Source organism: Enterovibrio coralii, assembly GCF_001559595.1.
GTDB lineage: Bacteria > Pseudomonadota > Gammaproteobacteria > Enterobacterales > Vibrionaceae > Enterovibrio > Enterovibrio coralii.
In genome coordinates, this window is sequence record NZ_LNTY01000051.1 from 15,570 (window position 1) to 37,209 (window position 21,640).

Here is a 21,640-nt window from a genome sequence, read left to right on the forward strand (position 1 = left end):
GTAACTCCTGTGTGTGTTAGTGCCTGAATATAGAGTGAGAGTACAGTGTATTTGGGCGGAGAGAAAGCGCGATTTTCGAGGCTAAGAGAATCCATTTAACGAGGGAATATTTGACATCCTTGACTATGATTAAAGGCAGAAACCTTTGTGAGCCAAGGTCGTAGATGTATGACAAATAGAACAATCTACTTTTACGAGCCAGACGATGCGTACGGCTTTCTGTCTAACTTCTTTATTGCGCCTTTAACGATTGATGACCGTGTTTGGTTAACCTCCGAGCACTATTATCAAGCGCAAAAATTCCCGTCTTTTTCTCTTCAAGAGCGTATTCGACATGCGCGCTCACCGGACGAAGCGTTTCAGTTAAGCCGACAATTTGCTGACGAGGTCGACAGCAAGTGGATGGACGTTCGCTGCGAGGTGATGCGCCATGTGGTCGAGCAAAAGTTCACGCAACATCCTGCGTTAAGGACGTCGTTACTCGCCACCAATGATGCATTGCTGGTGGAGCATTCCAGTGTTGATGCGTTTTGGGGCGATGGGGCAAAGGGTGATGGCCTCAACCAACTCGGTCTGATTCTAATGGATGTCAGGTTGATGCTGGCTAACAATGCGAGACATGTATCCTGAGTCATCCTCTGCGCTGATTTTGGGACAGAGTGTTCTCCGAGATAAGCGCGTTTTCATGCATTTTGATTGAGAGAAAGTGCCTACAAAGTAAGAATTAACAACATTTCCTCCTTTTGCTGCAACCCTGCGCGCAGTGCCCCTGCTATTTTAATGACGAGCGGGGAAGTCGGCGCAACCGCTCTTAAATATCCCGCCAATAAAAATTAATAACTCAAAGCAGCCGTCACCAAGATGTGATGTTGTCTGTCAGGGAACGTGAGTTTGGCTTTATCCATTGCTTACACCGATGAGGATGTGCCCAAGTACAAGAACTGAATGCGTCGTCAGTTTTCTTCCACGAAGTTCTTATTGTGTGGTTAAGCGGAAAGACACTTTGGTATCAGAAGGATTGCATACCAAAGAAACATTACACCTGTGACTCAAAAATCTTGGTGTGAGTAAAGGAGAACGAAACACTCGCGGAGTGCGATTGTTCTTCTCATTTTTACGCCAAGATTTGACGCCAAAACGGCAACGAACATGACGAGATTCATGTTGCTTCCTGTTGCGATACTCAACGCGCAACTGGCCTGAGGCGGTTTTATGTCAGGTGATTTACCATGATAAGGGGGAGAAATGTTTGAAACACCAAGGAGCAATGTCTCTTCAGCTCAGGGATCGCTGCTGATCATTGATGATGATCCCGAATCCCAGAAACGCTTGAGCCTAGCGTTAGAAAGTGAAGCGTCCATCGTTACCGCACAATTTTCCAATATATCCCAAGCTCTACACCAGTTACTGACCTCTATTGTCGTGTTAGGTAAGAGCGACGTTGCCGCCATCAGTTTATTAAAAGAACTCAGAACCATCGCGCCAAAAACGAAAGTCTTAGTCATTGTGGACAATGACACTGATGGTGACGCAGTATTGGCCATGGAATCCGGCGCGTTTGATGTTATTGACCGACCCTACAGTGATGAGTTCTTGCGGCTGATGGTTCGTCGCGCACAGCACGTATCCAAATTAGAAAATGAAGTGGAGCGCTTAAAGAAATTTGAGCGACGAGAAGAGTCGATCGTCGGTGGCAGTTCGCAAATGGTTCAACTGATGCGAATGGTTGAGCGAATCGCAGCTTCGGGTGTGGATACCTTGGTGGCGGGAGAAAGCGGCACAGGTAAAGCCTTGCTAGCACGAGCGATACACGACAGAAGTGCCCGCAGTGATGGACCGTTTGTAACGGTAAATTGTGCTTCCGTACCAGAAAATCGTCTCGGCGCAGAGCTTTTTGGTCAAGAAATCATAGGTGAAGAGGCGCACCGTGTGCTGCGAGGGAAGATTGAAGCGGCAAACGGCGGCACCCTGTTTTTGGATGATATTGGCGACATGCCGCTTGGGCTTCAAGCCAGTGTGTTGAAGTGTCTCAAAGAGCGCAGTGTCACTCGACAGGGCGGCGAGCAGAGCATTCCGGTAGATGTCAGAGTGGTCAGTGCGAGTTATCACGACTTGGGACAAAGAGTGAATGAACGCCGGTTTCGGGAAGATTTGCTTCAGCTTATCAGTGACGTCATGGTGACGATTCCGCCCCTTCGTGAGCGAGGTGATGATGTTCTTCTGTTGTCCAAGACGTTCCTGCTTCAATTCAATCAAACCATGCATCGCAATATCTCCGGTTTTTCCGATGATGCGATAGAAGCGTTGATCGGTCACAGTTGGCCGGGGAACGTACGAGAACTTCAAAACAAAATTAAGTCCGCATTGATCATGGCTGATGGCAACAAGATCACTGCGGCGGATCTTTCCTTGACCAAAGATCACAAAAAAGACAGTGGGTTACCGTTGAATCTCCGCCAAGTCAGAGAGGAGGCAGAGCGCCACGCAGTGACGCGTGCATTGGCGAGAGCGCAGGGAAACATGTCGCAAACGGCGACATTATTGGGCGTGTCTCGCCCGACGCTATACACGCTCATAGAGAAATATTCATTACAACGATGATGTCATCACCTCATCAGCGTCTTGAGGCTGCGACTCGAGGTTAAGTATCCCCAAATTGAACATGGGTAAGTGACAGGAGCGTATAAAGTTATAAAAGGCGATATGAATTCGCTGAATTTTTTTGTCAGACAGCCAGGTTATTTGAGCCATGTTAGGTGATACACGAGTTCAGCACGATCGAGTGGAGCAGTAGGATGAGAATGTGTGAACTGATTGATAACAATTTGGTGCTGAAAGCGGATGTCGATGTGTGTCTGGCAGAAGACTTTTCTTTGGATGTGTGTTGCTATGAGAAAGGCGACCAGCTTGTTGTGTTCAGCCCTGTCACGGGTGATGTGATGGTGTGTGATAGCGCGACCAGCGTGTTCCTCTCTTTGATTGAGAAAAACCTTCCTTTAGGTGCGGCGTTGTCAGCCTGTCAGTGTGCGACCCTGAGTACGCCCGTCGTTTGATCCACGAATTAGAGCGTATGCAGATCATCCAGCTTGCAGGGGTGCGTTGGCATTAGGTGCCCGCTTGTCGATGCTGGTTTTGCTTTTCGATTCGTTGAAGTTGCTTTTGTAACGTTGCCCCGTTGAAGGGTTTAACCACAAAGCCATTCACACGATAGTCAATCAACTCTTGGATTTGGTTTTTATCTTGCTCGCATGACACGATGAGCACAGGAAGATGACCAATTCTCTTGTCCCTTCGTATTTCCTTGAGTAACTCTTTGCCGTCCATTTTTGGCATGTTGAGATCAGTGATCAACAAATCGTAGGGATTTTTCTTCAGCATTTGAAAAGCCTGCCAGCCATTTGTTGCCTCTTCTAAATCGAGGTAGCCGATGCTTCTGAGCAAGTTCAACATGACGTGCCGCATTGATGTCATATCATCAACGACCAGTATTTTCATGGTATCGAACGCTTCTAAATTGAGTCACATGACTAAAATATAGTCCATCAATAGCCCGTTATTTAGACAGACTCTCCAAATTCTACTGAAATGCTGGATTTATCCGCGTTCTGTGAGTGTTGTAGGTAAGTGGACGCTCACTCTCGCCGAGAGGTTGGTGAGGCCGCATAGCGTCTCGGGGCACTTTCATCTAGTGACGTGTGCTCTGCGTGTCGTGCCATTTCATACAGTGACAGCAAGCGGGTTTCATACTCACGCGCACAGTGTTTTTCTTGCACATAGAGCCTCGACTCGCGGCCTAAACGAAGGCGTTTCGTCATGTCAGTAAACACATCCAACAATTGGTGTTGAACGCGACAATGTCCTTTCTTATCTGTCCATTTGAGCGGGTGTTCATTTCTGCGGGCAATGGCTTTGGGGCGCACCGAAATCACGGGTGTTGCCATCGCCATAGCTCCAGTAAGAGGGCAGAACGTGTGTCTATTTCTGTAGGGATGGCCAATGCATCAATCACATTGAAAAAGGGATAGTAGTCAGAGATTTCACCTGCAAAGCGAACGTTGTTTTCAATGATATTTCTGGCTTGAATTTCGTTTCTCAACAGGGGCAAGAAGCGCGCGTTTCCTGCAATGAGCAGCACGCTATTGTGCTTAAATTCCGGCGACAGTTTACAAGCAACCGCAAACTCGTCGATCAGGTGTATCACATCTTCAATGGCGTGATGAGTAATGTCCGTGCCAACGACGAACTTATTGGTTGGTATGGCAACTGTCCCAATAAAGGAATTCGTCCTCTCTGCATCAACCTGTTGTAACGCGGGACGGAAACGTCTTGCATTGATAGCAGGCCGAATGAGACGGCATTGTTCAGGGGCGATCTTCACCCTCTTTTTTAGCCAGACATACGTATCGCTTGATGATGAGATGAAAACGTCGGTGGAGTGCGACAGAGCTGACAAATAAAGACGTGAGAGCCAGCTTGCGTCCTTTTCAGTTTGCGCAGGTGCTAATTGATGAAGCTTTACCGAAATAGATGCTCGGTGAGCAAGCCATTGCATGGCAAGTGGCACTTCACCATAGGTATGGCAGATGTCTGGCTTAAGGATGCTGAGGATTTTCTTGCACTCGCGAAAAGAACGCCAGCATAACGGCTTGGTATTTTTAAGCTCAATACAGCTAACACCATTGGGAAGTGTGAGTCTCTGTCCTTGATGTTTACTCAGAACCACGAGCGTGTGTTCATAGTCTTTGGACATAGAGCAAGACAGGTTGCTCAATAACTGGCGATTTAGCACATCATCCGTGTATGTACTCACGATATGGCAGATGTGCGTGGATGAAACTGCCGACATGAATTTCCACTCCAAACGCTTGACTATCCAGATACTTCGGCCAACAACACCTTGGTACGACGACATGTTCGCACAATTGCGTAAGTGGCAAATTCCGAAAAAAGAGACAAACAGGAGAGACGGGGTTCAGCAGGGATGTTTAAGGAAAGAGAGATAACGTAAGCCCCTAAAACTAGGGGCTATTCGAGGGCTATGATACTAGCTGCTTAGTTCTGAGACTTGGTGACGTTTTAACTCAGCACGGTTGCGTCCGGCGCGTTTTGCTTTGTACAAACACTGATCGGCCATCTCAAGCAGTTGGTTTGAATTGGTATTCTCGTCTGGGTAGCAAATGATGCCCCCGATACTGATGGTGATAATACCGCTACTACTGCTGCCTTGATGTGGGATACACAGATCGCGAACGTTTTGACAAAGCTGCCACGCGATTCGTTCCGCTTGTGCCTGATCGTTTCCGCGGATCAGTAAGGCAAATTCTTCGCCACCAAAACGTGCCAGTGGCGCATTCCATTCTTTAGCAACCAGCCCCATCGCACGAGATACGTAAAGCAGGGCTTTATCGCCTTGCAGGTGTCCGTAGATGTCATTGTAGGCTTTGAAATGGTCGATATCGATCATCATCACCGTCAAGGATGAATGCTCGTCGACAGCGTCATACAGTGAAGCACTCAAAAGGCGACTGAATGGACGGCGGTTTAGCAGACGCGTTAGCTCGTCGGTTTCCGCTTCGACACGCAGGCGTTCATTGGCGAGGATCAGCTCTTCTTGCAGTTCAGTCATTGCTTGATGATCGCGCTCACGAATGGTGAGTTCACTCAACATGGTCGCGAAACGTTTGAACAGCAGTTTCTTACTGTCGTTCCACACTAACGGCTTGTCTGAGTTTGCCGCAGCAATAACCCCAAAGCTCTTGCGTCCGTCAGTCAGAGGGAAAATAGCTAAGCTGCTTATCCCTGCGTTTTCCAAAAGCTCTTTTTCCGTTTGCGCGTGGGTATCAAGAAGGTGAGTGTCCACTATCGCGACGTCTTGTGAGCTCAATAGCCAACGTTTCATCTTGTACATGTCGTTGAGCTCGACCACAGGGAGCGGAATTTGCTGTGGGTAGCTGGCGCGGTATCTCACGGTATCGTTATCAAAGGACAACCAATAGAGCTGTTCTGAGTTCAGCAACAGGCTCATTTGGTGCAGCGCAAGACGAACATCATGTTCAACATCGGCTTTATGCCACTGCAACAAGCGAAGTGATAAATCTGCCAGTAATTTGTTTGACTGACTTTGCCATTCAATTTCGCTGGTTCTTGCATTCACTTCGTCAACGAGCAAAGACTTGTGTTGCTTGAGGGTGCGTTCTTTGAGCTTCTTTTCGATGACGTCTGCGCGGATACGCGCATGCAATTTTTGAATAGAGCGGGCGACCTGCCCAATCTCATCTTCACTGTCGGTCAAAGCCTGAGGAATAGTCAGACGGCTGACACGGGAAAGATTGATGCTGTCCACGCTATCGACAAGTGCTCGGATACGGCTGGTGAAGGTTTTTTTCAGGACAAGCAATAAAAGAAAGGCAACAGCCAATGCTTCAAACAGGTAAATAATGCCAGCGGGAGCGGCATTCTTCATGGCGACAACCTTAATGGCACCAAGGTCGAGGTATATATCTAAATCACCAATTTCCTGCCCGTCAGTCACCAAATCGTATTTCAAATGGTGATTAACTTCTGATTCCTTGGTGAGGTTATCCGCCCAAAACTCTTGTCCATCACGGCTGGTGAGGTGGACATTGCTGACAAAAGGGGTGTTAGCGAGGTCTTGCAGCTGTTGAACGAGAAGATCGGTATCGTCTTTTTTCAACGAATAGGTAATAACAGATACGGCACTGGCTGTGCGTTTCTCTAATGCTTGGGTCGTCCACTCTACGGTTTGAGTGTAGTTCCGGCCTAGTTGCACGCTCACTGATACCACAGCAAACAGCAAGCTTACTCCAAGAACCAGTACGGAAAGCCGAGTTTGTATACTCTTGTGCGACTTGAGTAATTTTTTCAACATGTCTGGTTCGTCACTTCAATAGGATATAAACAACGTGATAAGGACTACTTACGAAACCGCTAAGTCGTCACCGATGAATATCCTATTCAATAAAACGCCTTACTAGAGTGCTTCTTCAATGAGCCTTTGTTTTACTTATTCCCAAAGCCCGATTTGTGCTTTCGTGGAATCAAAGGTCTATCTATTTCAAAGGGTGTTATTACTGCGCCGGGCAAGAATTTTATTTCTTATTCATCCCATCGATAGCATATAGCCACATGTTACTTTAAAAAGGCCAAAAAACATTTGGAAATTGCACCAAATTGGCAAAGGAAAGTGCTGATTGCACGTATTTTCGCCAAGAATGGCAGTGCGGAGCGAGATTTAAGGCTATTGCGAATCTTGAGTAAGGCAGATTCGATGGCTGCCTTGTGCGGTTTTTTCGCCCATATCCAAACAGGAATTCAGGTTTGTGAATTTCTCATATTCTATTCCGAGCACAAAAGCACCAATCACTAAAACAACAACGATTATCCATCGGAAAACTTTGAGTTTCATGTAAACTGCTTGCCCTCTCGGTGACTGAGACGAGTACAGAGGCGAAATTTATCGCGACGTTGAATAAGTATAAGCCGAGAAAGGCGATTTACCTTGATTCTTGTTGTTTCATGTTGCCGCTGACAAAGGGATGATAAGAAATTTGCTCATGCCGATTTTTCACCGTCATTCTCACTGGAGGGTTAGACCCAAATCTCATAAATATAAAGAAACGAATGCAATAAAAACAATCAGTTATTTGCGGTCGTTTTTATGGCGGATATGAAAACAGCTTCTATACTCAGATCTCGTGTGCATCGGTTTTCGTAAGAGAAAAGAGATACGACATTGAAAATAAACAAACGAATCCGCAAGTTTTTTCCTTTGGACTTCTATGGAGAAGATCGGGGTTGGCGGTTTGTAATTAGAGCTCACAACACGAGTGAGGTGTTGGATGCATTGATGTGGCGCTCTTTCCTGTCTGTGCGTCGACAGGATTTCAATTTGCTTCACCTTGCTGTTGAGACGTTCTCTTATGAGAATGACTACTCGGAAGGACGGATCGCGGAAGTCTCGGGTTCTCACGGCGCGATGATGCGAGTGAAAATGTTGGGGCCAGTGGTCAATGTGAGTGCCTTAAACCAAGCCTACCTTGAGAAACAAGCTGCGGCACAAGCGTTGTGCTCTCTTGCTTGAAGCTGAATACGTAACAAAAAGCCGAGCTTAGTGCTCGGCTTTTTCGTGTCTAAGATTCGCCTTTCTACACTTCTTTACGCCAACAGTGTTCTTCGCGTAAACCCATACAGTCGCTGCTTTTCTTGTTACATTTTAGAGACACTTTGAAGGTTGGGAAACCTCAGTATTTAAAGGCTATTGATGTAATTTCGTTTTACCTCACAAAAAACGCCATTCAAATATGTAATTAAATGTTTCCAATTGCAACAAAACAACATTTTATTAACGTGTTTAGACGTACATAACTATCAGATATATCAACAAATGCTGGTTCTTAACCTGTTGTAATACGGTATAAATGTTGAATGAATGTGGCATTAATGTTTTTGGATTATTGCGCATGGATGTGTAAAAATAGCAACGAGTTGAACAAAATGTGTTCAGTTATTCATTAACTTTAGTTGTTGGAGTATAAATGGCCTTTTTCGTGGTTGTTTTTCTTTCTGTTGTTGGTGGTATTCTCGCGGGTGATCATTTCCATTCATTTATGGTGGGCTTCTCGCTAGCAACCATCGCTGTGGGATGTTGTTACTGGTTGAGCTTCCGTCACACGAAATACCCTCAACTGGCCCTGTTGCTGCTGATCTCTGGGTTTGCAGTGAAAATGGGGATCACCATATTTGGTGTTATGTGGAGCCTTGAGCGTGAGCTGATCACGTCTCCATTTGTGTTTGCGCTGTCGTACCTATTTTTCTCTCTGGTCTCGACGTATGCTTACTTCAAGTACCGCGAGTTTTGGAACAAGCGCATTGAAGCTGTGAAAGCGCGTCTGCAAACGACATAACAGCTTGACGTCTAAACGTTAACTATCGTTTTATAAAGGTGGCTAGATAGCCACCTTTTTTGTTTTTAGAGATTGTACATGGATAGACAAACTGCTCGACTCCTTCTGCGCCCCTTCACCGAAGAAGACCGCGAGCCCTTTGCGGCACTCAATGCCGACCCTGATGTGATGAAGCATTTTCCTGCAACCTTGAGCCATGCAGAAAGTGATGATGTGCTGCTGCGTATATCACGTAAGTGGCAAGAGTACGGCATTTCTTACTGGGCAATTCGGTTAAAAAGCACCGATGAATTTATTGGTACGGTAGGGATCAACTTCACAGACTATTTAGTTCTCGGTGAATATGTCTATGAAATTGGTTGGCGTATTTCACCCAAGCATCAACGCAAAGGCTACGCCAAGGAAGCTGCTCAAGAAGCGTTACGCATCGCGTTTGAAGAAATGAATATCGGAAAAGTGGTGTCGTTTACGGTTCTCGATAATTTGCCGTCACAAGGTGTAATGCAAAGCTTGGGGATGGAAAACACGGGCGAGCAATTCGCGCATCCGTTGATAGAAGAGAGCCATCGCTGCTCCATGCATTGTTTGTATTCACTCACTCAAGACGCTTGGCTAAATAGACAGTCCACCAGCTAACGGTATCTAGAGTTTTTCTGGCGGCGAGACCGATTTTCCATCGCTCGTAAAAAAGGGTGTTGGGGCATTGTTGCCTTTAATCTTGTTGGTAAGCATTAACGCCATCACTTTCACAATAGAGCCAAAAGAGAACTTTGGGTGAGGATTGAGAGGCGGAGCACCGTTCGCGTAAGTTCCATGACGGCATGGGTTATCGGCCCCAATAAAGCGTCTTTATTTTCGCCATGAAGTATTGCTACGGGAAGGCCGGCAAAGGCCGTTTTGTAGCTGATGGTATTGGCAATGGGTGTGCGGCAACACTTCGCGTAGTAACGGTAAATACCCTTGGGCTTAAGCCGGACACACTTTAGTTGGTCTGCGCCAGTTAAGATTTTTATCTTGGCGGGCGCGACCTGAAAAACTTCCGTACCACCCCATTCATCGAGCCATTTTTCAGCGTCACCCAAATAGCGTGCATAACGTTGGCAGTCGTCGCAATAACACATCATGTGATTACCTCTCTTTGGAGAGACATCTTCCAACACACCAGTCAGGGTGCCGCATTCACAGCGTATTGTTAGCTCTGACATAAACCACCTTTATTCGTTGTGAGTATCGTGCGACTCGACATTTTGTCGGTAAGGTAAGTGTGCGATGGCGTCTTCAACGTATCCATCAATCAGCTTGTGCTCACGTTGCAGATAATCTGCAATGGCTTGATGGAATCCTTGGTGTTCGAGGTAATGTGCGGAATAGGTGATCACAGGTTCGAAACCTCGAAGGAGTTTATGTTCGCCTTGTGCGCCAGCATCAAACTTCTTAAAGCCATGCTGAATACAGTAGTCGATACCGCGGTAATAACAGAGTTCAAAGTGGAGATTATCAAACTCCTGTGAGCAGCCCCAATAGCGTCCGTAGAGTGTGTCATCAGATTTGAAGTAAAGCGCGCCCGCGATGTATTGACCATTTTTTCGGGCGAGTGCCATCACCAATGCGTCGCTCATGGTTTGGACGAGTTGATGAAACAATTCATCATTAAGATAGCCCGTGTGACCGGAGCGTTTGAGGTAAGTGTTGGTGTAAAAGCGTGCAAATAGTTGCCAATGTTCTTGAGTGATTGCGTCACCTTCGAGTATTTCCACCTCAATCTGCTGCTGTTCAATGCGCTGGCGTTCCTTACGAATGTTTTTGCGCTTTCTCGCTGTCATTTGAGCGAGGAAGTCATCAAAACAACCATAGTCTTTGTTCTGCCAGTGAAACTGCACCGCGCGACGTTCCAAGAAGCCAATTGGCTTGGTTTGAACGCACAGTGATTGCTCTGGAAAGAGAATGTGAGCACCAGAGCAGGCGGTTTGATCGACCACTGAACGCATGGCATTGGCGAGCAAGCGGTGCATTTGTTGAGCGTCCTCGCTGTCCCGACAAAGAAAACGAGGCCCTGTCGCTGGTGTGAATGGGATGGCACAAATGAGCTTGGGGTAGTATTCCAACCCTGCATCTTCATAGGCTTCGGCCCATGCCCAATCAAACACATACTCGCCATAAGGGTGCGTTTTGATGAAGCAAGGTGCGGCACCAATCAATTCGTCGCCGCGATAAACAACAAGGTATTGTGGTATCCAACCTGATTTGAGGCCGACGGCTTGTGTCTCTTCCAAGCGAGAAGAAACTCATGCCGTAGAAAGGGATAGCGAGAGTTCACCAATGCATGCCATTCATCAGCCGTAACGTCTTTAATGCTTGTAATGGTCTGACAGTGCAGTTCGTCGTCCATATTGACGTTTTCTTTGGTGTTTTCTGGCGTCATGGTGAGCAACAGAGATAAAAGGTCATAGGTATAGTCAAAGAGATCGGCGAGTGAATTTCAACCTACAGAAAACAGTGTTATTCATGAAAGCGCGAGTTGTACGTATTTGCTAGCCCTCAGGTGGTTGTAGCACTAGATGTTCATTCTGTTTACATGTGGCTAAACAGTTCATTCGTTCTGGTTGACGATGAGAGTAGTATTAAATTCCGACATGACTGGCTTTATTACGCCTGGCTGGTTGAAAGTCTTGTCAGCCATACCATAAGATTATTAACAAGGGATTAACACGATTTGCTGGAGGCTGTTTAGCCTCATATTCACGCCAGTTCAAAGTTGCTCTGACGTCATTTCAAGAGAAAAGGAGCGTTTATGGCTAAGTGCTTTCCGCTAACTTCAGATAATGTTGATGTCATTCGCAGTCAATTTCCTGCCTTACAGCGAAAAATTGAGGGGGACTCACCCACCTACCTTGATGGCCCGGGTGGCACCCAATCGCCTGAGTCAGTGATCCTTGCCATTAGTGATTACTTACGCGGCGGGAACTCGAATCTGGGTGGACGTTTTCTTGTCAGCCAAGAAACCGAAGCCATTGTTGCTAAGGCAAGAGAGGGCGTTGCGGCATTGTTGGGCGCGTCAAAAGAGGAGGTATTCTTTGGCGCGAACATGACGTCAGTTACCTTTACCTTGAGCCGCGCCCTGTGTCAGGAGTGGCAACAAGGCGATGAAGTGATCGTTACGGATGCGGATCACGGCGCGAATCGATCGAGTTGGATCATGGCGGCGCAGGATCGAGGTGTCACCGTTCAACATTTGCCGATCGTTGATCAGCAGGGCGCACTCGATCTGGAAAAGCTGGACGGTTTGTTAAATGCAAATACGCGCTTGGTCGCGATTACAGCGGCCAGCAATATCACAGGTAACAAAACTGATTTAGATGTGGTCATCGATAAGTGCCGAAAGGTCGGCAGCAAGGTGTTTGTTGATGCAGTGCATTTATTGCCACACCAGTTGGTGGATGTGAAAGCGTTAGATGTCGATTTTCTCGCATGCTCGGCTTACAAGTTTTATGGTCCGCATTTGGGCATCATGTACGGGAAAGCTGAGTGGTTGTCTTCGCTTACGCCCTATAAAGTGGCACCCGCTCCGGATGTGACACCGAAACGCTGGGAAACGGGCACATTGAACTTTGAAGCATTGAGCGGCGTGGTGGCGACCATTGACTATTTGGCGTCTCTTGGTGAGGGTGACTCGCTTCGCGCGCGCCTTGTGTCAGCCTATGACAACATCCATTGCTATGAAGATGAATTGGCTGCGTATTTTCTTCAAAAGCTGAAAGACGTGGAGAGTGCAGAGCTTTTCGGTTTGAACGCGGTAGAGGGGCGGACTGCGACGTTTGCGCTTCGATTTGGCGAGCGAGATCCGGCTGAGATTGCTGAGGCTCTGGGACAAAGACAAATCTATGTGTGGAGTGGTCACCTTTATGCTGATCGCCTAACAGATGCTTTTGGGGTGACGGAGAAAGGGGGCATCCTTCGCGTAGGCTTGATGCATTACAACACCAAAGCAGAAATTGACACATTCTTTGAGGCACTTCATCAGATACTCTAGTTGCTAAGCCCGAAGGTCATATTGGCCAAGCAATAAAAAGAAAAAGCCGACGTTACGTCGGCTTTTTGCTTAGTCCACCAGTTTGTAACTGATCACATAGAATACGTTATCGTCTGGGTAGATCTTCCTGATCAGTGGCTTAAGCTCGTCAAGCGCCAGGAACTCCTGCGCTGCGTGTTCTTCGTTGATGTCATCAAACGAAATTTGTTCCACCTTCAGGATGTCAATCTGACAAACATACTCGTCTTTTTCTAGCGTATGCACGTCAACACGCGTACCCGGTACATAGTGGCTTTCTGACTCGTCACGAATAGTGATGGTCTTTTTGCCAGAAGCAACAAGTGGCGTCAGCCATTCAAAGAAGGTGATTTTAGTTGGAGCTTGGTTCACAGGGATTACCTATAGAGCTGTGATGATTTACGGGCGCATTAAACCACAAAGCTTAACGAAAACTGGAGCAGTATTTTGTGTCATAACGTGACTTTCCCAGAGTGGTGGCACCTTGGGAGTGCGCAACGGTGTGGGATGAAGCGTAAAAACTAGCTTTCGCTGTCGTTTGAGACAAAAACCGTTTCGAATCGCTCAAGAACGAGCAAAGTCTCTTCTGTCATTGGTATACCCAGCTCTTCACATTCCGCAGAGAAAAACGCCCAATGTGCGTCTCGCCACCAGGTGTAGCTTTTATCACCTTCGCCTTCCGCGGCTGCAAACTCTTCGGTGACTTGGTTGAAAGGGCAAGTGGTGACATCTGTGATTTCTATGATGCACTTGGGTACACCGTGAAAGTCAGTGACAACCTGAAGATGGCCAACCTGAGGGTAGGGCTCACCTTCTTGGTGATACCAAATCGCCATGCTGCAAGAGGCGCGCTTTTCACCCCTGGCTATTAGGTCTGCGCAAATACGTGCGTTGTCTTCATCAGCGCAAAAGTAGTCGGCAGAGAAACTGACATAAGTGGCGCGTTTTTCTGGGGTAAGGGTGTCGAGGTAAGCGTTTAAATAGCGTTGAGTGCGAGCGTCCATGCATCTTCACTTTGTTGTCTGTTGCAAGTGGCGAGAGTATATCGGCTTTGATGGCGTTAGAACGGACTCTCTTTGTTAAGCTCGTTACAGATTTCGACGATGGCGAGGGAGAGCCCTGAAGCAATCATTTGTTGCTGACGTTTGAGCTGTAATTGATAGAACTCCAGGTCGACATCGTCATCCGGCTGCATCACTTCCAGCCTCACCATTCCCATTTTTTCCACCAAGTTGAGCGACTTAATGGCGCTGATGATAAAGGGATCCGTGAAGGTGTACTCTTCACCGTCACTGTTGAGTTGATTGCGAAGTTTGATGATTTCGTTAATGTCTTGATAGATAGGGTCAGGTAATACACCCAAGCCATAAAGTAATTTAAGGCGAACCGCGATGTCGCCAAGCGGCCCTGTATCGTCGAGCAATGGGCCAACAACAGACTTCACAGCAAAATCATCCTTACGGAAAATGCGTTGGATGAGTTGGTCAATGGCGTCGGTAAATACTTCAACGGAGGCAATAAAGAACCCTCGCACAGTCGGCGCAGCGTTTAGCTTTTCTAATATTTGTGTTTCGTTTATCGGCGATACCATTTTTGCCTTAGTTGTTTTTTTCTTTGGGGAGGCTTTCGCCCTCCTTTTGTGTTCCCTTCCAGCAAAGGGGAAGGTTTAAAGCTGGCTGAAGATTGACTCAATGCTCTGCGCCTCTTTGCTGTTTGCTTCTAAGCCGCAGTAATTCGCGAGCGTTTTCATCACACCGTGTTCTTGTAAATAGGTCTGCAACTCGACGGCTTGTGGATCTGTGGCATTGATATACTTCAGTGCCGCTGCTATGCCCTTGAGCAATGCGTCGTTTGACGTACCATATTCAATTGTACCGAGTAACGGTCTGATTAATCTATCATTCCTGCCAAGTTTTCTAATGGGCTCTCGTCCCACTCGATTAACTTCATCCACTAAGAATGGATTTGAGAATCGCTCGAGAATTTTCTCGATATAGGCGTAATGCTGTTCCCTGTCGAACCCATATCGCAAGATCAGCACTTCGCCACTCTCTTTCATTGCTTTTGTCACATCCATACGGATGATTGGATCGCTAATGGCCTCTCGAATGGTGCGATACCCCGCCAAACAACCGAGGTAAGCGTGATGCAATGTCCCGTGTTAAGGGTGAACAGTTTGCGTTCCACGTACGCCATCAAGTTGCTTGTGCGTTCCATACCAGCAATTGAAGGAATATCGCCTTTGAATTGCTGGTCATCCACAATCCACTCACTGAAGCTTTCAACAGTGACTTCAAGCGGGTCGTCATTCGCTGCATCCATGGGAGGCACGATACGGTCTACCGCGGAATCAACGAACCCAACATATTGCTCTGCTTGGTTTTGCTCCTCTTCATTGAGGTGGGCGTAAACCTCTGCTTTCAGGTGTGTGCTTCCACGCACCATGTTTTCGCACGCAATGATATTCAACGGTGACTCATTGCCCAGTTCAAAACGTTTCTGCAACCCTTCAGCGATGGTTCTGGCGATTCTATCCAGTACATTTGCGCCAACTGCGGTGGTGATCATGTCGGTGTAAGTGATTTTATCTATCACGTCTTTGCTCAGAGAGTTCACCGCCGTGATGTGCTCTACGACATCAATTTTGTTGTCTTTGCCTACGACACGAACCCTGTATTTTTGCTCGTGACTTAATTGGTCAATCAACGGTGCGTTAACATCGGCAAAGGTCACCGCTACGTTTGAATCTGCAAGCAATTTCCCGATAAAACCACGGCCGATATTGCCTGCGCCAAAATGGACAGCTTTTTTCATCTTCATTACCTCATCAATGTTCAGAAAGGAGCCAGAACGTGCTGACTCCATTCTTTTGGGGCTTACGCCGCCTCAGTCGCAGACAGGATTTCCAGAACTTCATTAACGTCTTGCGTGGAAGCAAGTCGTTCGATGGCGTTTGGAGCGTCCAATGCGTTAGTGATGGAGGTAATAACTTGAATGTGTTCGTCGTTTTTCGCCGCGATGCCGATAACCAGTTTCGCTACGTCATCGTCGTCTTCGGTGAACTTTACACCGCTTGGATACTGACAAAATACAATGCCAGTTTTCTTCACCTTGTCTTTGGCCTGAATAGTGCCGTGTGGTACAGCGATAGATTCACCGAGATAGGTCGACACCAATTTTTCACGTTCAAACATGGCATCGACGTATTCAGGCTCAACATAACCAAGAGCCACCAGTTGCTCACCGGCAAAGCGGATAGCGTCTTCTTTGGAGTTGGCCTGCAGACCAAGGTGAACGTTTTTCTTCTCCAGCTGGAAGGCGGGTGTCGGTTGAGGCTCTAAGGTTTCGTCGTTTGCGGCAAGCAGCGGTTTTTTAATGTACTCCGCATCGTTCGCCGCTTTCGGCCCTTGCGCTGCCAACAATTGCGTGACGAGGTTGCTGTAAACGTCGCTATCAAGGAAGTTTTGCAGCGAAATGTGGTGTGCGTGTTCAGCGTGTTTGCGCGCACGGTCGGTAAGATCCGAGTGTGTAATAACAATGTCGACATCTTGCGGCAGGTTGTTGATAGCCACGTTTGTCACGCTAATTTCTAATCCTGCATCTTGCACTTTCTTGCGCAGCAGACCCGCGCCCATGGCACTTGAACCCATGCCCGCGTCACACGCCACAATAATGCTCGACACGTTCGCCATATCAACACGGCTGTTATTGTTCTTCTGAGCCACCATGCCTTTAGATGTCGCTTTCATGTCTTTCATCTGTGACGTGGCCTTGGTAAGCGCATCTTCGTCGTCTTCGTCTTCTGTACGTTGTGCTTTAAGCAGCAGAGAAGCAACAAAGAAGGAGACGCCTGTCGAGGCAGCAACTGACAACAACACACCCACTAACGAGCTTTTCGGTGTCATCAGAAGGATGGCGAAGATAGAACCAGGAGAGGCGGGCGAGACCAGTCCTGCATTGAAAAGAGTGAGAATAAACACGCCAGTCATACCACCCGCGATCGCCGCCAGAAGCAGCCGAGGGTTCATCAATACGTACGGGAAGTAGATTTCGTGGATACCACCAAAGATTTGGATAATCGATGCACCACCTGCGGTTTGTTTCGCGGTCCCTTTACCAAAGAACATGTATGCGAGAAGGATCCCTAAGCCTGGGCCTGGATTTGCTTCAATCAAGAAGAATATAGACTTCCCGGTTTCTGCCGCTTGCTGAATACCCAGCGGAGAGAAGATGCCATGGTTGATAGCATTGTTCAGGAACAGAATTTTCGCTGGCTCGACAAGGATGGATGTGAGAGGCAACAAATGCGCTTCAACCAAGAAGTTAACGCCAGATGCCAGCATGTTTGAAACGACTTTAACGAATGGGCCAATCAGGAAGAACGCTACGATCGCACATAGCATGCCGATAATGCCGGAAGAGAAGTTGTTGACCAGCATTTCAAAGCCGCTTTTGACTTTGCCTTCCATGTATTTGTCGAACGTTTTGATGGCCAAACCGCCCATTGGACCAACAATCATCGCACCCATAAACATGGGGATGTCTGAGCCGACAATGACACCCATGGTGGTCACTGCACCAACAACGGCACCGCGCTCGCCGCCCGCTAAGCGGCCACCCGTGTAGCCAATAAGCAGTGGAAGCAGGTAGGTGATCATTGGGCCAACAAGAGCTGCCAATGTTTCATTTGGCCACCAACCTGTTGGAATAAATAGAGCTGTGATAATACCCCACGCGATAAACGCGCCAATGTTGGGCATAACCATGTTTGAGAGAAACCGACCAAAATTTTGTACTTTGATCTTCGCATCTGGTGATATCATAAGAATTACCCGTCTGAAGTCTCTTTAGATTTGTGTGGAGCGGTTCGCCAAAACCGCTGGTTTGTTTTTGCACAATTACAAATTACCACACTCTTCAATGAAGGCACTGATGACGGGTTTTTTGTGACTTTCGTCAACTAAATCGCCGTCAGGTCACAGAAAAAAGTGAGAATAATCTCACATTTATGCTGTAGTTTTCTTTCAAATTCCCATCATCTCAAAAGTCAACAAAATTCATTAATTCTAATGATGATCCATCTCTCTTTTTTCACACGTCATACGCGAATATTTCTTGTGAGTTTGATCACTTATTGAATCAAATTAGAGGCCGAAGAATTTTTTAAAGTGATTCAGATCACATTAAAATTGTTAATTATCTCGCCAAATAAAGTGAAATGAATCGCATTAAAATTTCTGTAATTTTCGTACAGCGAATTTTTGGTGATCTCGCGCACATTTAAGCGGGGCTGTACTGGGTCAGTTTTGTCATCCCAAACGTGCTCCTTGAGACCGTTTCCAACGACTTACTCTGCTATGCTGGCTGAAAATAGTGCTTTGGAGTCATCAAATGAAGAAAATAAAACATGAAGCTCAACTACTGAAAAAGGCACTGCAGATTGGCGAGCAGTACGCGCGTAAAAGAGGGTTTGCGCACTTCGATGAGGGCACGTCCAACAAGATAAAAATCGAATGCATTTATCGTTTATTAGTAGAGGACAAGGTGCTCACGCCATTGGCGTCAGACAAGGAAGACGGCCCAAACATGAAGCACAAACTGGTACTTTGGATTCATAAGCAGTTGCCAGATGGGCATCCACTCTTGAGTGACTGATGTTGAACCAACATGATTGACAGCGCGTACGATTGACAGATTTGGCTCTAAAGGGGAGATAATTGCATGATGAAAAAGACAGCGTTAGCGTATGGTTTTCTTGGGCTTATCCCCTTCGTCGCGTTTGGCATGCTGTTGCCCATATGGCCGCTGGATTGGCAAGCAGGCCTTGTCCATATGTTTAATAGCTACAGTGCTATCATACTCGCCTTTTTGTCAGGTGCGGTGTGGGGAATGACGATCAGTGGCGCGAAGGAAGAAAAGCCAACAAACGGACTGACTGTCGGGATAGTGTTTTCGCTGGTGGCCGTTGGGGCACTGTTGATTCCGTTTCCTTATTCCATCTACTTACTTATCGCGTCCTTTGTCGTTTTGTTCGCGCTCGAAGTGGGATTGATGTTCAAAGGGATTTACCCTTTTTGGTACACGCTAATGAGAGCGGCATTAACGGCCGTTGTGGTGATATGTCACCTGTTTTTACTCTACTGGCTTGGCGACATTTACAACGATGTGGTGTCGATGGGTACAACATGAAAAAAGCGCCTGACGGCGCTTTTTTTTTAATCTTCTAAGTCTTGTTGCCAAGGCATCTCTGGCAGCAAGTCCAAATGCTCTTCGTAGCGCTTCAGGTTGAATTCGCCATCGCATTTCGCCACGTCGTAGATTTCAACCATCAGTGCGCAGGCAATGTATTCCATTGCTTCTTCCTGTGAAGAACCGGTCATGCGCAAACGCATCAGGGTTTCCTTCACTTTCTTAGGGTTGTTGTCTGCTAACTGATTTTCAACGATTTCAATTAGATTCTCGCTGGTCAGAATGTCATCTTCATTCATAAATTCAAAGCCTTGCTTAAAGCGAATGGTGGAGAGCGTAATTTTCCTGCCTATGGTACGGGAAGATGACTGCGCGAGACAGTCTTTTCGACTAGATGAGGACTTACTGCACCACGACGCGGTTACGTCCTGTGTTTTTGGCTTGATAGAGCAGGGTGTCTGCACGTTCCATCAAGGTATCTTGCGATTCAGAGAGTTGGTAGTGCGTTGCCCCAATACTGATGGTGACCGTCAATTCGGTATCAGCCAGGGTGATCTTATGGTGCTCACAGCGTTGCCTGAGCCGGTCCAACGCGCGTTTTGCTTGTTGCGTGGTCGCGCCGGGCAACAAGATGGCGAATTCTTCACCACCAATACGGGCGACAAAATCTGATTCACGCATTTGGTCACGCATGATTTCAGCGATTTCAAGCAAGACTTTGTCGCCGACCGCGTGACCGTGGGTATCATTAACGACTTTAAAATGGTCGATATCGATAACGGCAAGCACAAGATCAGTGTTGGCATCGTCAGCTGCTTCACAGTGGTTAGTGAGTTCAGGGAAAAACGCGTAACGGTTAGGTAGGCCCGTTAATTGGTCGGTTTGCGCTTTGGTCTGCCAACGATCCCTTGAACGAGAAACGACATTGAGGCGTCGAACGTGCAAGCCAATAGCGATAGGGGTGATCATACTGACCAGCACAAACGTCAGTAGCGCGGTGTGTCCTTCAGTTTTGTCCGGCAGGTTGAAGGGGCCAAGATCATACGGTGCAATCGCTGTGACAATCAGTCCCATTCCGAGTAATCCGAGCAGAGATGCTAGCTCCTCTCCTTTAAATGCCAAAATCATTGGCACGACAGGTGCAATGAATATCAGACCGGGCGAAAAGATGAATGCACCCAGAGTTATCAGAAGATACGCGCCAATATAACTGAGGTTTTGTTTATTTAAGTGTGATAGCGGTTTTTCGGTGCGCGTCCAAATGTAATAGAAGGGTGCGACGAGCAAGATGCCCAGCGCATAGGTGGAGGTGATTTCATACAGATCGTAGAAATAGCCGCCTTTGCCCGTATAACCGCCGTAGAGAATATCTAACGATTTGACTGAGCCGAGCAATAGCCCTGGCAATAAACAGACATTCAGAAGATACGAAAACAAGGTCTCAAACCGTAAGCCTTCTTTGCTAAAACGGGTAACCCATATTTTGGCTGAAAGATAACACGCCAAAGGTATAAGCACCCCAGAGATGATTGCGGGGAGCAGGGAGGCGGACGCATCCCAACGATAAATCGCAAGTGGATAGCAACGGCGGAAGCGATAGAAAGTGCAATCAGTGCACGAATACCCCCATGGAGACAGGTGATCATACCGATTCCTGATGCGACGCTGAGCTGTACGATGTTTGCGTCGTGCAGACTTAATGGCGTTGCACCAGAATATGCAGCGATGAAATAAAGAAATGATCCGGCGACTATCCATGCGTCTGAACCACGAGTCATGCGAAATAGACTTCCAATACTACTGGCTTGTGGCTCGGCCCCTTGGCCCTTTTCCCTACTGACTTTACCGACTGTTTTTATTGTTATTGGCGGATCACTGCACCACAAGCAATTACCACTTCCGCTCTATGAGTATAGGGTGAGTTTGCCTTCAAGCCACCCAACGGAGGAGCCAATGGAAAGAGACCACGCAGAGTCTGCCTGCGTGGTCGCTGAAGTGACTACTTTTCTTTTTCAAGTGCCACAGCGTTGATACAAAAACGCAGGCGAGTCGGAAGCGGGCCATCAGGGAAAACATGCCCCAAATGCGCATCACAGACATTGCATGTCACCTCGACGCGGGTCATGCCGTGGGATATGTCCATGTTGTAGGCCACCACATTCTCCTCTAACGGCGCTGAGAAAGATGGCCAGCCAGTGCCAGAGTCAAACTTTTCCTGCGCATTAAACAGTGATGTTTTACAGCAAACACAGCCGTAAATACCGGGTTCAAATAAGGCGCACATTTGCGAACTGAATGGACGCTCTGTACCGTGTTGACGGGTAACGTAAAATTGCTCTTCAGTCAGCAGGCTTCGCCATTCTTGTTCAGACTTTTCTACTCGACGAGGAGCCACAGGGTTCCCATTTTTCGCCGTGTTTATTACTGATTCCCAGTTAAGCATACTACCCCCTTGATACGTAAAACCCTCATTCGATAC

The 21,640-nt window shown here is 47.2% G+C and carries 22 protein-coding genes and 1 pseudogene; 9 read left to right on the forward strand and 14 right to left on the reverse strand.

The features are described 5' to 3' along the window. Window positions 1-168 precede the first annotated feature (168 nt). The 3 genes from ATN88_RS19500 (at window position 169) to ATN88_RS19510 (ending at window position 3,053) form a co-directional block, all read left to right on the forward strand. The gene (locus tag ATN88_RS19500) at window positions 169-630 is read left to right on the forward strand and encodes an NADAR family protein (protein WP_067419330.1); all 462 of its coding nucleotides are present in this window, start codon (window positions 169-171) and stop codon (window positions 628-630) included. Window positions 631-1,245: 615 nt separating this feature from the next. After that, the gene (locus ATN88_RS19505) at window positions 1,246-2,601 is read left to right on the forward strand and encodes a sigma 54-interacting transcriptional regulator (protein ID WP_067419331.1); all 1,356 of its coding nucleotides are present in this window, start codon (window positions 1,246-1,248) and stop codon (window positions 2,599-2,601) included. Window positions 2,602-2,795: 194 nt separating this feature from the next. Then, window positions 2,796-3,053 carry a hypothetical protein gene (locus tag ATN88_RS19510; RefSeq protein ID WP_232313430.1) on the forward strand — a complete coding sequence of 86 codons (258 nt, stop codon included), beginning with the start codon at window positions 2,796-2,798 and terminating at the stop codon, window positions 3,051-3,053. Window positions 3,054-3,105: 52 nt separating this feature from the next. Here the strand turns inward: ATN88_RS19510 and ATN88_RS19515 are convergent, their stop codons facing one another. The 4 genes from ATN88_RS19515 to ATN88_RS19530 form a co-directional block, all read right to left on the reverse strand. After that, window positions 3,106-3,495, reverse strand: a complete 390-nt coding sequence (locus tag ATN88_RS19515; RefSeq protein WP_067419332.1) for a response regulator — start codon at window positions 3,493-3,495, stop codon at window positions 3,106-3,108. Window positions 3,496-3,632: 137 nt separating this feature from the next. Beyond that, complete coding sequence (locus ATN88_RS19520; protein WP_067419333.1) at window positions 3,633-3,941, reverse strand: hypothetical protein; 309 nt, start codon at window positions 3,939-3,941, stop codon at window positions 3,633-3,635. Then, window positions 3,926-4,846 carry a glycosyltransferase family protein gene (locus tag ATN88_RS19525; RefSeq protein ID WP_067419334.1) on the reverse strand — a complete coding sequence of 307 codons (921 nt, stop codon included), beginning with the start codon at window positions 4,844-4,846 and terminating at the stop codon, window positions 3,926-3,928. Before ATN88_RS19525 ends, ATN88_RS19520 begins: the two co-directional genes overlap by 16 nt. 198 nt (window positions 4,847-5,044) lie before the next feature. After that, window positions 5,045-6,889, reverse strand: coding sequence for a sensor domain-containing diguanylate cyclase (locus ATN88_RS19530; RefSeq protein WP_067419335.1), 1,845 nt, complete (start codon window positions 6,887-6,889; stop codon window positions 5,045-5,047). Window positions 6,890-7,867: 978 nt separating this feature from the next. On the opposite strand from ATN88_RS19530, the gene ATN88_RS19535 reads away from it, so the two are divergent. From ATN88_RS19535 to ATN88_RS19545, 3 genes are all read left to right on the forward strand, one after another. Continuing rightward, entirely contained in the window at window positions 7,868-8,101 is a 234-nt protein-coding gene (locus tag ATN88_RS19535) for a hypothetical protein (RefSeq protein WP_232313431.1), read from the forward strand. Window positions 8,102-8,555: 454 nt separating this feature from the next. Further along, entirely contained in the window at window positions 8,556-8,924 is a 369-nt protein-coding gene (locus tag ATN88_RS19540; RefSeq protein WP_067419337.1) for an NADH:ubiquinone oxidoreductase, read from the forward strand. A 78-nt stretch (window positions 8,925-9,002) separates the two neighbouring features. After that, the gene (locus tag ATN88_RS19545) at window positions 9,003-9,560 is read left to right on the forward strand and encodes a GNAT family N-acetyltransferase (RefSeq protein ID WP_067419338.1); all 558 of its coding nucleotides are present in this window, start codon (window positions 9,003-9,005) and stop codon (window positions 9,558-9,560) included. A gap of 110 nt (window positions 9,561-9,670) precedes the next feature. On the opposite strand, the gene ATN88_RS19550 is transcribed toward ATN88_RS19545, so the two are convergent. Together ATN88_RS19550 and ATN88_RS19555 are read right to left on the reverse strand one after the other, a co-directional pair. Next, window positions 9,671-10,129, reverse strand: a complete 459-nt coding sequence (locus ATN88_RS19550; RefSeq protein WP_232313432.1) for a DUF6151 family protein — start codon at window positions 10,127-10,129, stop codon at window positions 9,671-9,673. Between the two features lie 9 nt (window positions 10,130-10,138). Then, complete coding sequence (locus tag ATN88_RS19555) at window positions 10,139-11,197, reverse strand: GNAT family N-acetyltransferase (protein ID WP_232313433.1); 1,059 nt, start codon at window positions 11,195-11,197, stop codon at window positions 10,139-10,141. A gap of 518 nt (window positions 11,198-11,715) precedes the next feature. Between ATN88_RS19555 and ATN88_RS19560 the strand changes: the two genes are divergently transcribed. Further along, complete coding sequence (locus tag ATN88_RS19560) at window positions 11,716-12,954, forward strand: cysteine desulfurase-like protein (RefSeq protein ID WP_067419339.1); 1,239 nt, start codon at window positions 11,716-11,718, stop codon at window positions 12,952-12,954. Window positions 12,955-13,023: 69 nt separating this feature from the next. On the opposite strand, the gene yqfB is transcribed toward ATN88_RS19560, so the two are convergent. The 5 genes and pseudogenes from yqfB to ATN88_RS19585 form a co-directional block, all read right to left on the reverse strand. After that, entirely contained in the window at window positions 13,024-13,344 is a 321-nt protein-coding gene (gene yqfB, locus ATN88_RS19565) for a N(4)-acetylcytidine aminohydrolase (RefSeq protein ID WP_067419340.1), read from the reverse strand. Window positions 13,345-13,493: 149 nt separating this feature from the next. Continuing rightward, window positions 13,494-13,976 carry an ASCH domain-containing protein gene (locus ATN88_RS19570; protein WP_067419341.1) on the reverse strand — a complete coding sequence of 161 codons (483 nt, stop codon included), beginning with the start codon at window positions 13,974-13,976 and terminating at the stop codon, window positions 13,494-13,496. A gap of 56 nt (window positions 13,977-14,032) precedes the next feature. Continuing rightward, complete coding sequence (locus tag ATN88_RS19575) at window positions 14,033-14,563, reverse strand: MltR family transcriptional regulator (protein WP_067419342.1); 531 nt, start codon at window positions 14,561-14,563, stop codon at window positions 14,033-14,035. Window positions 14,564-14,638: 75 nt separating this feature from the next. Further along, window positions 14,639-15,786, reverse strand: a pseudogene (locus ATN88_RS19580) (mannitol-1-phosphate 5-dehydrogenase). A gap of 62 nt (window positions 15,787-15,848) precedes the next feature. Next, the gene (locus ATN88_RS19585; protein ID WP_067419343.1) at window positions 15,849-17,795 is read right to left on the reverse strand and encodes a PTS mannitol transporter subunit IICBA; all 1,947 of its coding nucleotides are present in this window, start codon (window positions 17,793-17,795) and stop codon (window positions 15,849-15,851) included. A 568-nt stretch (window positions 17,796-18,363) separates the two neighbouring features. Here ATN88_RS19585 and ATN88_RS19590 point away from each other — a divergent pair. Both ATN88_RS19590 and ATN88_RS19595 read left to right on the forward strand, forming a co-directional pair. Next, window positions 18,364-18,627 carry a DUF5062 family protein gene (locus tag ATN88_RS19590; protein WP_067419344.1) on the forward strand — a complete coding sequence of 88 codons (264 nt, stop codon included), beginning with the start codon at window positions 18,364-18,366 and terminating at the stop codon, window positions 18,625-18,627. 66 nt (window positions 18,628-18,693) lie between these two features. After that, a complete protein-coding gene (locus ATN88_RS19595; RefSeq protein WP_232313434.1) occupies window positions 18,694-19,161 on the forward strand; it encodes a DUF3429 domain-containing protein in 468 nt (155 codons plus the stop codon). A gap of 26 nt (window positions 19,162-19,187) precedes the next feature. Here the strand turns inward: ATN88_RS19595 and ATN88_RS19600 are convergent, their stop codons facing one another. The 3 genes from ATN88_RS19600 to msrB form a co-directional block, all read right to left on the reverse strand. Next, complete coding sequence (locus ATN88_RS19600; protein ID WP_067419345.1) at window positions 19,188-19,460, reverse strand: hypothetical protein; 273 nt, start codon at window positions 19,458-19,460, stop codon at window positions 19,188-19,190. Between the two features lie 103 nt (window positions 19,461-19,563). After that, complete coding sequence (locus ATN88_RS19605; RefSeq protein WP_083539541.1) at window positions 19,564-20,919, reverse strand: sensor domain-containing diguanylate cyclase; 1,356 nt, start codon at window positions 20,917-20,919, stop codon at window positions 19,564-19,566. 241 nt (window positions 20,920-21,160) lie between these two features. Beyond that, window positions 21,161-21,604: a peptide-methionine (R)-S-oxide reductase MsrB gene (gene msrB / locus ATN88_RS19610; protein ID WP_067419347.1), complete on the reverse strand. Its 444-nt coding sequence runs from the start codon at window positions 21,602-21,604 to the stop codon at window positions 21,161-21,163. Window positions 21,605-21,640: the final 36 nt, after the last annotated feature.